Raw genomic sequence first — 13,839 nt, forward strand, 5'->3', positions numbered from 1 at the left:
CGGCTTTATTATTTATGCCCGGGCGCTGCGCGCCCGGGTCATCTCTTGCAGGTGGTATCAGGTAATGATGTGTTGCTGGTTAACAAGCTCGTCGTAGGTGGTCTGAACGCCATCAAGCGTAACGAGCGTGGTATTAGTGTAGGTGCCCCCTGCACCATCACGGTCGATGGAGATCACGGTATTGCCATTACTATTAGTGACATGGAGATAATTCCCGAGCGTCGCGGCGCTACCGTTCCAGCCCACCAGCAGATCGCCGATGTCGATCTTGTCGCCCTGCGCCAGCGAGAAGCCGGTCCAGTGATCGCCCGCGGCACTGCTGGTGTTACCCCCCGTACCGTTGCCCACAGTGCTGTTCAGCACCTGGTAAATCAGCGTATCGCCGTAGGCCGTACCGGTGATGGCGTCGTTATGCTCAGAGCTGATGAACTGCGGCGCCATATTGATGGTCAGCGTGGCGCTGTCCGTTCTTCCTGCAGAGTCGGTCAGGGTGTAGTTGAAGGTCTCCTTCGAGGTCATGGTTGAGAGCGATACCCCGCTGTTGAGGGTATAGGTGTAATGGCCGTCAGCGCCGATCGCCAGCGTGCCGTAGTGGCCGACAATATTCACCGTTGCGCTGCCGGTATACGGATCCAGCGTGGTGGTCACGCCGTTGTAGCCGGTCACGCTCAGACGGGTATCCACCGAGTGGAGCTGATCCAGCACGCCGCCGGAGTCGGTGCCGTCAAAGATATTGCCGTTGACGGTGTGGCTGCCGGTGACGTCGAAATTACTCAGCGAGTAGGTGGTGCCGTTCACGCTTGGGGTAATGGTGATGTTTCCGACGCTCAGCCCCGGGACGCTACCGGTAAAGTTCAGCGTATAGGTCCCGGCGTTGAGATCCAGCCCGGTCAGCGCGACGTCGATACTGCCGCCCAGCAGCGAGGCCCCGCTGAAGGAGCCGCTGCGGATCACGCCAGAGCCGTCGCTGATGGACCAGTTCACCGTCAACCCGGTCAGCGACAGCAGCGATGCCACGTTAAAATGCAGCGATGCGTTGTGCAGCGCGGTATTCGCGTCGACCACGAAGGTTCCGCTGCCGCTGCCCTGGGTTGACGAGAGTAGGGCCGTCGTCCAGCTGGCGGTGCCCACGGTCGTATCCGAATAGACCGACGTGTGATGTACCGAGGTAAGGTCCATCGTGGCGCTGACATCGTTCACCGCATTCATCGCCTGCGCGGTTGGGGTGATGTTGAGCGATGCCGTATCCTTCGAGCCGTCAGGCGCGGTAACGGTGTAGACGAAGGTATCCGGCGTGCTGATATGGTCCGCCCCCACGCCGCTTCTCAGGGTGTAGGTGTACTGACCGGACGAATTGATGGTCAGCGTGCCATATTCTCCCTGAATGGTGGTGGTTCCACTGCTGTTGACCGCCACGCCGTTCACTTCGGTAACCAGCGTGCCCGCTGGAACCGGATCATTCGCCAGCACGTCGCCCGTGGTGGTTTCGCTGATGCTCGCCACGCTGTAGACATGGTCCTGCAGGACGTTCAGCGTGTAGGCCGTCAGTACGGCGATCCCGGATGCGGTATTCAGCAGGAACAGATACTCCCCGGCAGGCAGGTTCAGCGTCAGCTGCGGTGACGTACCCCCCAGCAGCGGAGCGCGCAGCCAGCCCGACTCGACGCGAACCTGCTCGAAGGTCTGGGTCGCATTGTTGAACTTATAGACGTACAGGTCGAACACCGACGCCAGCGCCACGCCGCCCACGGAGGCCTGGATGGTCATGGTGCGGGTCGTCCCTTCCTCCACGTTGTAGATGATCGGGTTGGTCATGTCGTCCAGCAGGTTAAGCCCCAGCGTGCTGCCGAGATTAATGCCCACCAGGGTAAAACCGTTCTGAGACGAGGCGCCGTTATTCACCTCACTCACGGTGGTGTCAAAGGTCAGCGAGGCCGTGTCGTCCACTGCCACAATGCCGTTGATTACCGTACCGGCACCCAGAGACAGCACCAGGTTCGCCGACGCGCTGACGCCGTTATGGGTGATGGTGTAGGTGAAGCTCTCCGTCCGGCCAACGACCGCGGCGCTGGTGTCGGTCAGGTTATAGGTATAGCTGCCGTCGCGGTTGATGGTCAGCGTACCGTATTTGCCCTGGATCACCGTGCCGTCGGCGTTCACGCTGGTGGTAACGCCCTGCGCGTTAGTCACCGTGGAGATAGTGGTTCCGGCCGGCGCGTTGTCGCTGCCGGCGGTCGGATCCGTATCAAGGATCACGTTGCCGTTGAGACTGGTATCGCCGGTAACCGTACCCGGACCGGTCTCTTTCACCGCCACGTCGAGGCTGGTGTAGGAGCCGGTTGCCAGCAGGTTGGTGTTATAGCTAAGCACGCGGTAGTTACCGTCGGCCAGCCCGGTCAGGTTCAGCGAGACGCCGGTAGCGCCGAGGGTCAGGAGATCGGCAAACTGCGGTTGGCCGGTATCCACCACGGTAGTCCAGACGCCGTTGACGTAGTGCTGAACTACCAGCTCAAGAGTGTTGAGCAGAGAGAGCACCGCCCCCGTAGCGTTAGCATTCACCACGATATCCGCGCTGCCGCCGTTGCCCACCGTGAAGTTCACCTGCGCCGTGTCATTGCCCAGCAGCGTCAGGACGTTGCCCACGGCGCCGACCAGCAGGAAGCCGTAGTCGCTGTACTGGCTGTTGGTCACGGTCGCCGTGGTGCTGAGGTTCAGCTCTTCAACGTTATTGCTGGCGGAGAGCGGCAACACCGGCGCAAGGACGGAGCCCGGCAGGGAGGTGTTGCCCGCGGCGTCGGTAGCGGTGATCTGCAGCGTCTGGCCTTCGATCTGTTTGTTAATGAAGGTGTAACTGTAGGTGCCGTTGTTGCCCGCAATCGCGGTCACCGTCGAGCCGTCCGCAAGGCGGATTGTGACGGTACTTCCCGCCTCCGCGCTCCCGGTCAGGACGCTACCGTCGGCGTTGAGGGTCCCGGTCGGCGCCGTTGGGGCGGTCGTATCGACGATAATCGTCGTCACGCCTGACGCCGCGCTGGTGTTGCCTGCCGCATCGGTGGCCGTGGCGGTGAAGTTATGCGTGCCCTGCGTCAGCGTGGTGGTTTGCGGCAGGGTCCAGTTGCCGTTGCCATCGGCGGTCACCGTGCCGACCAGCGTAATACCATCGTAGATCCTGACCGTGGCATTCGCTTCGGCTGTCCCGCTTAGCGTTGGGCGCGTATCGTTGGTCGGATTCGTACCGGTCACCGGACCGATAACGCTGCCGACATCATCAATCACCGAACTGATGACCGGCGCGCCCGGCGCGAGGGTATCGACGTTAATCACATACCCGGCGGTAGGTGCGCTGGCGTTGCCCACCGCATCGGTGGCGGTAAAGGTCAACGTGTGCGCGCCGTTGCTCAGCGCCGGAGATGGCGTAAAGCTCCACGCGCCGCCGGTCGCCGTCACGCTGCCGATCTGTACGCCGTTATCAAAGATTTTCACCGTCGACCCGGCTTCCGCCGTGCCGCTGAGGGTTGGCTGCGCGTCGTTGGTGAACCCGCCGTTTGCAACCGGCGTCGCCGCATTGCCCACGTCATCCAGAATGCTGGTCAGCACCGGCAGCGCAGGCGGCGTGGTGTCAACGGTGAGGCTGAAGCTGGTGGACGACAGGCTGGTATTGCCCGCCGCATCCGTTGCCTGCGCGGTGAAGCTGTGCGCGCCCGCTGTCAGCGTGGTGTTGAGCAAGATACTCCAGCTCCCGTTGCTATCCGCAGTGCCTGTTCCGACAAGCGTAGTTCCCTCATAGATTTTCACGGTGGCAAACGGTTCGCTGGTCCCGACAAGGCGCGGAACGGTATCGTCGGTTGTTTGCCCGGACGTTAGCGGGCCGGTGATGCTGCCCACGTCGTCTATCGCCTGGCTGATAACCGGCGCGTTTGGTGCCGCGGTATCAACAATCAGGGTAAAGCCCGGCGAGGTCGGGCTGACGTTGCCCGCTGCATCGGTGACCGTGGCGGTCCAGGTATGGCTGCCGTTGGCCAGCGGCGCTGATGGCGTAAAGCTCCATGCTCCGGTACCGTCCGCCTGAACGGTGCCGACCGGCTGCCCGTTCTCATAAACGGTGACCGTGGCGTTGGCGGTCGCGGTGCCGTTCAGCGTTGGCGTGGTGTCGTCGGTGCTCTGCCCCGAAGAGAGCGGGGTTTGAATGCTGCCCACGTTGTCACCCGCGGTTGAAATGATCGGCGCCGACGGCACGCCCGTATCCACCGTCAGGGTAAACGGCGTCGTTGTGCCGCCGGTATTGCCCGCCGCATCGGTGGCGTTGAAGGTGATGGCGTGTGGCCCTTCGCCCAGATCGGTACCCGGGGTAAAGGTCCAGCTGCCCTGGGCATTGACCACCGCTGTGCCAATTTCGTTGCCATCAACGATCACGTGCACGGTAGAACCCACTTCGCCCGTGCCGTTGAAGGTTGGACGCGCGTCGTTGGTGCTGTTACCCGACGTGAGCGTCCCGGTGACCGGACCGACATCGTCAATCACGCTGGTCACCAGCGGTACGCCGGGGGCTGCGGTATCAATGGTAAAAGCGAAGACCGATGAGTTCGCCGAGGCGTTGCCTGCGGTATCCGTTGCATACGCGCGCAGGGAGTAGCTGCCGTCGCTCAGCGGCGCGGTCGGCGTAAAGGACCAGTTCCCGCTTCCGTCAACGGTCGTTGTACCAATCTGCGTGCCGTTATTCATGATGTGGATAGTGCTGCCCGCCAGCCCGGTGCCGCTGATGGTTGGGGTGCTGTCGTTGGTTACCTGGCCGCTGGTGAGGTTACCCTGGACGCCGCCAGGGACGTCGTCGTTCACATTATCCAGCGTCGGAACCGTCGGAGCGGTCAGGTCAACCACCACGCTCCAGGGAGCAGAGACCGCGCTGACGTTGCCCAGCGGGTCGGTCGCCCGGACGGTGAAGCTGTGCGAGCCTTCGCCGAGCGCGGTGTCAGGGGTAAACGTCCATGCGCCGGTGCCGTCAGCCGTTACCACGGCAATCTGGGTGCCGCCGTCGAAAATGGTCACCACGCTGTTTGCGTCCGCTGTCCCCGAAAGGGTTGGCGTGGCGTCGTTCGTTTCGCTGCCGCTGACCACCGTGGTGGCGGCGGTGCCGACATTATCCGTGACGTTGGTGATGACCGGCGTGGCGGAAACGGAGTCCACCACGACGGTGAAGCCCGCCGAAGGGCCGCTCTGATTCCCCGCAGGATCGGTCTCGCGGATGGTCAGGACATGGTTGCCCTCTGCCAGGGCGGGCGTGGTGTAGCTCCAGGTGCCGGTGTTGCCTACCAGCACGCTGCCCAGCAGCGTCCCGTTGTTGTAGATGGAGATGGTATCGCCCACCGCGCCGGTGCCGGTGAGGGTCGGCTGGTTGTCGTTGGTGGTCTGGCCGCTGGTCAGCGGGCCGGTGCCCGGACCGACGTCGTCAATCACCGCGCCGATAGTTGGCGTGCCCGGTGCGGTGAGGTCGACGGTGACGCTGGCCGCCGGAGAGCGGCCGCTGGTCTGGCCGTTGAGGGTCGCAGTCACTTCAAAGGTGTGCAGCCCCTCGCCAAGCGCCGCCGGCGTATAGCTCCAGTTGCCGCTGCCGTCGGCGGTCACCGTCGTCAATGGCGTCGCGCTACCGTCCTGATAGATGGTAATCAGGCTGCCCGCTTCGGCCGTGCCGGTAAGCGTTGGCGTGGTGTCGTTGGTCGTTTTGCCTTTCACATCGCCAGTTACCGGATCCGCATCATCGACGATCGCCGTGATGACGGGCACCTGCGGCAGCTCAAGCGACGAGTCGGTGACGACAAAAGGCACGCCCGCGCTGGCATTCCCTGCGGCGTCCGTAGCGTTCACGGTCAGCGTGGTCGGATCCAGCTGCGCCGGACTCAGCGCAATCGAGAAGCTGCCGTCGCTGCCGACAACGCCGGTACCAATGACCGTGCCACCGCTATCTTTCACGGTAATAGTACTTCCTATTTCACCTGTACCGGTCAGCGGCGTTCCTTCCTGAGCCAGAGCCATGTTGACCGGGTCGGCAGGCGCGGCAGTATCCACCGTCACGCTCAGCGGTACTGAATCGCCGGAGGAATTACCCGCTGGATCGCTGGAAGAGACGGTGAACGTATGAGGACCATCTGGCAGCGTCGTGTCGGCGGTCCAGCTCCAGCTGCCACCCGGCTGGACCGTCACAAGCACTGTAGACGGTGTGCCGTCTACGGAAACGATAACGGTGGTGCCGGGTTCACCGGTCCCGGTAAGAGTTGGCGTGCCGTCCTTCGTGTAGAGCACGTTATTGGAAAGCTGGCTGTCGGCTACGGCACTAATGACGGGGATCTCAGGCGCAACGGTATCCAGCGTGACGGTAAAGACCTGGCTGGGCGCGCTGAGGTTACCCGCTGCGTCCACGCCCGCTACGGTAATGTTGAGCGGGCCGTCCGTTTGCGTGGGGAGCGTCAGGCTCCATTCTCCATTAGCCACCACGACACGACCCAGCTCGACGCCGTTGTTGTAGACGATCACCGTCTCACCGTTAACGCCGGTTCCTCCCACTGTCGGCGTGGTATCCGTAATGTAGCCTCCGTTCGGTTCACCGCCCACGGCGCTGATCGCTGGCGTAGCCGGTGCCAGGGTATCCACGACGATCGTAATCGCAGGAGAAGCGTCAGAAACGTTGCCCGCTTCATCGGTGGCGGTGGCGGTAAAGGCGTGGCTGCCCTCGGCAATGTCGCTGCCAGGACGCCAGCTCCAGTTGCCGCTGCTGTCTACCGTGACGGTGCCCACGACGGTCGATATGCCGTTGACGGTGTCAGTGATGTTGATGATATCGTTCGGCGTCCCGGTGCCGCTCAGGACCGGGCGCGGATCGTTGGTGGTTCCGCCATCGGGTACGGGGCCGGTGATCTGGGTGACGCTGTCGGTGACGGTCGGTGCCGCAGGCGTAGCCGGCGCCTCGGTATCAATGGTGATGGTAACCGGCTGCGACGGGGCGCTTTCGTTGCCCGTGCCGTCCACGTTGGTGACGGTCAGGGTGATGTCATAGGTACCGCCGGGCAGCGGGGTTGATGGTGTCCACGACCAGCTGCCGGTATTGTCCACGACAGCATCGCCGATTTTGACGCCGTTGTTGTAGATCGTCACGGTATCGCCCGCCGTGCCGGTACCGCTCAGGGTTGGCGTGGTGTCGCGGGTGGTTTCGCCCGGGTTCAGCGTTGTTTCTGTTCCGTCAGGATTGACGGTGATGGCCGGCACGTCCGGCGTGACAGGCGCGACGGTATCTACCGTCAACACAAACGGGCTGGAGATGGTGGTATTGCCCGCGGCATCGGTGGCGTGAACCGTCAGCGAATGCGGGCCGTCGGTGAGTGGGGTTACGGGCGTAAAGCTCCAGCCGCCGTTGCCGTCGAGGGTGGCGGTGCCGAGCAGGGTGGTGCCGTCATAAACGGTGATCGCCGCATCGGCCGGAGCGGTGCCCTGCAGCAGCGGTTTGGTGTCATCCGTGGTATCGCCGCTGCTGAGCGGACCCTGAACGCCGCCGACGTCATCGGTCACAGTGGCGATGGTTGCCGCCACTGGTGGCGTGGTATCGACGGTCAGGGTGAAGCCGCCTGACGGCTGGCTGGTGTTACCCGCCGTATCGGTGGCGACAACGGTAAAGGTATGAGGCCCGCTGATAAGAGGCGTCGTGAGGGTATAGGTCCACGCGCCATTGTTGTCGACCGGAACCGTGACAAGATCGGTGCCATCGAGGCGGATGGTGACGGTTGAGCCGGGTTCAGCCGTGCCGTTGAGCGTCGGCGTGGTGTCGTTAGTGCTGTCGTTAGGGTTGAGCGCGCCGAGGCGTTCCGGCACATCATCCACCACCTGGGTGATGATCGGGGCAGCAGGCGCCACGCTGTCAACCGTCAGAGTCCAGGTGTTGGAGACGCCGCTGGTGTTGCCTGCCGCATCGGTCGAGACGGCGGTAAGATCATGGGGGCCTTCACCGATCGGGGTGGAAGGGGTGAAGATCCATACGCCAAGGCCATTGGCGACGGTCGTACCAACAGCAACACCGTCCACGCGTACGGTGACAGTCGCGTTTGCTTCGGCGGTACCGCTGAGCGTCGGGGTGGTGTCGTTAGTGGTCCCATTCAGGTCAATCGCGCCGGTGCGCCCGGGGACATCGTCCACGACTTGTGAAATCACCGGGGCGCCAGGTGCCGTCCCGTCGACGTCAATTGTCCAGGAGTCTGATAACCCGCTCGGGTTACCGGCGGGGTCCGTCGCCTTCGCCGTCAGCACGTACGTGCCATCGGTTAGCGGTGCGGGCGGCGTAAAGCTCCACAGGCCGGAAGAGGGAACAACCACCGTACCGAGGACATCGCTGCCGTTATAAATCGTGATGGTCGAGCCCGCTTCGCCCGTCCCGTTCACGGTCGGCGCCCGGTCGTTGGTGATCCCGTTCGGGCCCACGGGGCCGGTGGAGGCCTGTACGTCATCAACCACCGACACGATAACTGGCGTCTGCGGTGGAGTAATATCCGGTGCCGCCGCGGAGGTGGTAGGACTCGTGTTGCCTGCCGTGTCGGTGGCGTCAGCGGTCAGGATTTCGCCGTTGAGCTTCGGCGGGGTCAGCGTCAGGCTGAAGTTACCCTGACTATCGGCAACAACTGGAGTGCCAACGAGTGCGCCGCCTTCACGGATGGTCACCGTGCTGCCCGGCTCTGCGGTACCGCTGATGGTGCCGCCATCATTTGAAACCACGAGGTTTCCAGGGGCTAACGGCGGCGTGGTGTCCACGGTGAAGATGACAGGCTCTGAGGTCGCGCTCAGATTTCCGGCGGCATCGGTTTCAGTGGCGGTTATGGAGTGCGTCCCGTCCGGAAGCGGACCGTTCGGCGTTACGCTCCAGGTGCCGTTGGGCAGCACCGTCGTTGTGCCAACCACTACGCCGTTATCGTAAATAGTGATGGTTCCGCCGGGCTCGCCCGTTCCCGCCAGGATCGGCAGTGAAGCATCGGTAGGCGCGCCCGACGTGATGGTTCCCTTGATAACGCCCGTATCGTCGGTCAGCACAATCGCGGTCGGGGCGTCCGGTGGAGTAAGATCCACCGTCAGGGTAAACACCGGCGAGGCAGGCCCGGTGTTGCCGGCAGCGTCGGTTGCCCGCACGGTAATCTGGTGAGTGCTTTCGCCCAGATCAACTGAAGGAGTAAAGGTCCAGGTGCCGTTGCTGGCGACGACCGCCGTACCAATGGCGATCCCGCCGTCATAAATCGTCACGGTCGAGCCCGCTTCACCGGTGCCGGTAAGCTGCGGGCGCTGATCGTTGGTGCTGCCACCGTTGCTGACTGCCCCCGTCTGTGGAGCCGTATCGTCAGTTACGCTGGTGATGGCTGGCGCATCGGGTGCAGTGGTGTCCGGGGCGGTAAGATTCGTGCCCGGGCTGGTATTCCCGGCGTTATCCGTCGCGGTGGCGGTCACCTGCTCGCCGTTGGTCAACGGCGTGTCGAGAGAGACGGTAAAATTGCCATCGCTGCCCGTTTTTCCTGTGCCAATGACGTTACCGTTCGCGTCTTTCAGCGTGATGGTACTGCCGGGTTCTGCGGTACCGGTGACCGTTTTGCCATCTGAAGAAAACTTAAGGCCCGAAGGCGCGTTCGGCGCTGTCGTATCCGGATCGGCCGAATTGTTACTGCTGCCATTATCACCACCACCGCCGCCGGTGCTTGCCGCCGCCGCGATGCCGCCCGCCGCGGCAATACCGCCCAGAGCCCACGGCCAGATGGCGGCGCCACCGGCATCACTTCCTGATGCCGCAAGCAGCACGTCCGTGGACGCGATAGATTCGTACGTGGCGGCTCCGGTTGGATCTTCAATCCACCATAAAGCGCCCTGGCTGTCCTGCAGCACCAGCTGGCTCACGCCCTGCGCGTCCGCGACGTAGAAATTTTTAAGGGTGATCACCTCGCCGGAGTGGAGCGTAACCAGCAGATCGTTACCATTTCGCGCGAAGTGGGAGACGCTCGCTCGCTCGACATGGAGCTCGACGACAGAGGAATGGCTCAGCGTAACCTGTGTGCCTTCCGTGGTCGTTTCCACGCCAGTAAGTTTCGAAATAACAGAGATTTGGCTCATTTAGGTATTACTCCAGCAGATGTGTCATGAACGGCGAGCAAGACGAGCCATCTCTGCAGAAGGTAAAGGGCGCCCCCGGCGCAGTCGCTGTTATAACGCAGCACTCACCGTCGTTTTTTGCGCGCACGATGCCCGCCAGAATTCAGAGTGGCAACATCAGAGCGAATCTAATGACTTATAAAAGAGAACAGTTTTTATGGGTGTTTTGCGTCTTATAAAACCCTGTATTTAATAGAGGAATTATTTTTCGGAATATAAAAATGATATAGACAGAAAACGATAGTTGTGCAACTTAAGCTTTCGTAAATAAGTGCCAAAACAATGAAGAGGGCATTAATACATGGGGGGTGTTAATAATTTAAATTGCATAACATATTGTTTTATATGCTTTTGTTTTTTCCTTTTGATGCTGATTATAAATATCATTAACGCAGTATGATAATTGGTAGGGGACATTTTCAATATAATGATCAACGTTGTTTTTTAAGCGTGCTTAATATGCATTTAAGTTAGGGTAACATTTTTGATATAAAATATATTATATCACTCGTACAATGAAATATATTCTTGTGAGGGGTTGAAGTTCTGCTATCACGCGAAATGAATAGCGTTAAGGAAAGGGTAAAATAACCTGATTTATTTCCATTGCGGCTACGATGTCGGCATGATTTTGCGACAACAAAAAAATACGGGGAGAATGAATAAAAATCGTCAGTCGGGCGTTAACTGACGTCACTTCCTTCTTACCCTGGAGCTTTGTATGAACACGACCTCGTTTCGTTTGATCCCGGTGCTGATTTTTTCCCTGCTGTCCCCACTGGCGCTGGCCATGGGCAATAATAGTACCGAGAGCAAAACGCCCGATTGTCCTTCCGGACAGGTATATGACAGCGCCACACAGAAATGCGTGCCGGACAAGAGCAGCAGCCTCAGCGATCAGGACAAAACCAACTATGCGTACCATCTTGCGAAGAAAGGAGAATACCAGGCGGCGCTGAACCTGCTTGATTCGCTGAAAAATGGCAATACGGCTGAAGCGTGGAACTACCGCGGGTTCGCCACGCGCAAACTGGGCCGCACGGACGAAGGGATTGGTTACTACCAGCGCGCGCTGGCTATCGCCCCGGATTATGCCAAAGCCCGGGAATATCTCGGTGAAGCGTGGATGGTAAAAGGACGCCCGGACCTCGCGAAAGAACAGCTGAAGGTGATTGCCGGTATTTGTGGCCAGTCCTGTGAGGAGTATCGCGACCTGCAGGCCGCTATCAACGGACATCCGGAATCCTGATTTTCTCGTGGAGGGAAAACACATCGCTACCCGTGAGGTTCGTCAACAGTTAGCCGCACACCTGCCGCGTCTCTGGCGGTATGGGCTGGTGCTGTCGCGAAACAGGGATATCGCCGAAGAGCTGGTTCAGTCCACCTGCGTGCGTGCGCTTGAAAGAAGCAGCCAGTATACGCCTGGCACGCGCATCGACAGGTGGCTGTTCGCGATCCTGCACTCCATCTGGATCTCTGAGCTTCGGGCACGACACGTTCGACAGGGGCAGGGATTTGTTCCCAGCGACGAGCTGCTGGCGCCGGACACCCACGAACAGAATGAGACGCGCCTGCATTACCTTCAGGTAATGCAGCGCGTTAACGCGCTGCCTGAAGCCCAGCGCAACGCGGTATTTTTGGTTTATGTCGAAGGCTTTACCTACCAGGAGGCGGCAGACACTCTGGCGGTGCCGATCGGAACCGTGATGAGCCGGCTGGCAACGGCGCGGGCTCGGCTTGCCAGATCCGCTGACGCACTGCCTCCGGTAAAGGAGAAACGCTCTTGAACGCGCACCGTTTTGTACCGCCCTATAACGACGACGCTATCGTGGCCTGGATAGATGGCGAGATGTGCCGCGCCGACGCGCAGCAGTTTGAAGAACAACTGAAAAATGACGAACGCCTCGCCGGGCGAACCGACGAACTGATGAAAAGCAGCCAGGATTACGCCGGGGCGTTTGCCTCCCTGCTGGATGACGCGCCTCTTGAGACAATGCAGGCGCGTCTGGCAGCTCTTCCCGATCCACAATCCTCCTCGCCGGTCGGCGTCAGCAGGCGGGCGCTGATTGCCGCATCGGTCAGCTTTTTGATGGTTGGCTCCGGGCTGGGCTACCTGCTGCGTCCCGCAGCTGCGCCTGCGGATGAGAATGCCCATATCCGCGACCTCGAAGCGCAATATATGTCCCTGTACAGCGTCGAGACGCTGCTGGATATGGACAGCGCGACGCCGGTCCTGCAGAGCGGGCTGGAACGGGCTGCGCAGGACATCGGCCTGAAGCTGAACATGTCGCAGCTTACCCTTCAGGGGGCAGAGCTTAAAATGGTGCGCATGCTGCGCTATGAAACCACCTCGATCGCGCAGATTGCCTGGATCAACGCCGACTACGGCCCGATGGCGCTTTGTATCTCTCCTGTTGATGAAAAGGCGACGGCCTCTCTCCGCCAGGAGAAGCGGCACAGCATGAACCTGGCGTGGTGGCAGGATGCGGGCTACCAGTTTGTCCTGATTGGCCGCAACCCGCCGTCTCATCTGCGGGGAAACGCGGAGCAGCTACAGCGCCTGATCTCAGGATGACGGCACTTTATTCGTCTGAATCGCAATGGTAATGGCAATTCGATCGTCCACGACCAGGGCAAACTTATCCATTCCGTAGGACGCGCGCGAGATCGCCGTGGTGGCATCCAGCGTGAGGGCCTGCGCATGCGGGTTTTTCACGATGGCCTCCAGGATCACCGGACGGGCAATGTTTCGCACGGTCAGCGTGCCGAACACCCTGAACCGCCCGTCGCCCTGGGCGACCACGCGAGAGCTGATGAACTCGATTGTCGGGTAACGCTCGGATTCAAAAAACATGTCGCTTTTGAGCTGCCAGGTGAGCAGCTTGTTTGAGGCTACGAGAGTCGCTACGGGAATGGTGACGTGAATATGATCGTCGACGTCGTTTTCCGGGTCGAGCGTTACGGCTCCCGTCACGCCGCTGAACGTCGCCCAGGAAAGGATGCCGCCGAAGGCATGCCACGACAGCCGAATGGCGGTGTTATCGGTGTCGATAATGTAGCTTTTCGGGGCAGCATGCAGAGAAGGGCATAACAGCAGAACGGCCAGAAAGGCCAAAAGGCGATACATAGTGGTTTCTCCGATAAATGCGCACTGCGTAAACGCCTGAGGTGCTAATTATATTCGAAGAAATAAAAAAGGCCGCAAGCGCGACCTTTTTGCGAGCATAAATATTTACTCAGTGACTTTCTTTTCCAACTCGCTGGCACCTTCTTTGGTATTGTTCCAGCCTTTCTCAGCGCCTTCTTTGGTGGCATCCCACCCTTTCTCGGTGCCTTCTTTGGTTTTATGCCAGGCTTTCTGGGAATCTTCGCTGACCTTGCTGCCAAAGCTTTCGCTTTTACCTTCCGCAGCATGCTTCTGTTTCAGCTTCAGCTCTTCACCTTTGTTCTGCTCTTCGTGCAGTTTTTGCTTCGCCTCGTTGGCGTTTGCGTTCGCCGCCGCGACGGTATCGTCAGTTGCATGTGTGGTCGCAGCAAATACTGGGGAAGCCAGCAGAACGGCAGATAATGCGATAATTGTTTTTTTCATAATATCCTCATTTAACGTTATCGGTTATGAGCGTGATTCAGCATGGCACAGGCGAAACGGGATGGCTTTAGGAAAAAACTGTAATG

The 13,839-nt window shown here is 60.3% G+C and carries 6 protein-coding genes; 3 read left to right on the forward strand and 3 right to left on the reverse strand.

What is annotated here, in order from left to right; genetic code table 11:
• Positions 1 to 57: 57 nt before the first annotated feature.
• Positions 58 to 10,125, reverse strand: coding sequence for a BapA/Bap/LapF family large adhesin (locus USH94_RS04320; RefSeq protein WP_111965878.1), 10,068 nt, complete (start codon positions 10,123 to 10,125; stop codon positions 58 to 60).
• Positions 10,126 to 10,885: 760 nt separating this feature from the next.
• On the opposite strand from USH94_RS04320, the gene USH94_RS04325 reads away from it, so the two are divergent.
• The 3 genes from USH94_RS04325 to USH94_RS04335 are packed head-to-tail and all read left to right on the forward strand — an operon-like array spanning position 10,886 to position 12,739.
• Complete coding sequence (locus USH94_RS04325; RefSeq protein WP_023294382.1) at positions 10,886 to 11,413, forward strand: tetratricopeptide repeat protein; 528 nt, start codon at positions 10,886 to 10,888, stop codon at positions 11,411 to 11,413.
• Between the two features lie 7 nt (positions 11,414 to 11,420).
• Positions 11,421 to 11,951 (forward strand): RNA polymerase sigma factor, encoded by a 531-nt coding sequence (locus tag USH94_RS04330; protein WP_111964883.1) that lies wholly within the window; start codon positions 11,421 to 11,423, stop codon positions 11,949 to 11,951.
• Positions 11,948 to 12,739 carry an anti-sigma factor family protein gene (locus tag USH94_RS04335; RefSeq protein ID WP_111964884.1) on the forward strand — a complete coding sequence of 264 codons (792 nt, stop codon included), beginning with the start codon at positions 11,948 to 11,950 and terminating at the stop codon, positions 12,737 to 12,739. Before USH94_RS04330 ends, USH94_RS04335 begins: the two co-directional genes overlap by 4 nt.
• On the opposite strand, the gene USH94_RS04340 is transcribed toward USH94_RS04335, so the two are convergent.
• Positions 12,731 to 13,291 carry a YceI family protein gene (locus USH94_RS04340; RefSeq protein ID WP_111964885.1) on the reverse strand — a complete coding sequence of 187 codons (561 nt, stop codon included), beginning with the start codon at positions 13,289 to 13,291 and terminating at the stop codon, positions 12,731 to 12,733. The genes USH94_RS04335 and USH94_RS04340 overlap by 9 nt on opposite strands.
• 105 nt (positions 13,292 to 13,396) lie before the next feature.
• Positions 13,397 to 13,753, reverse strand: a complete 357-nt coding sequence (locus tag USH94_RS04345) for a hypothetical protein (protein ID WP_111964886.1) — start codon at positions 13,751 to 13,753, stop codon at positions 13,397 to 13,399.
• Positions 13,754 to 13,839 lie beyond the last annotated feature (86 nt).

The sequence above is a fragment of the Enterobacter sp. 148H3 genome (genome assembly GCF_034107425.1).
GTDB lineage: Bacteria > Pseudomonadota > Gammaproteobacteria > Enterobacterales > Enterobacteriaceae > Enterobacter > Enterobacter vonholyi.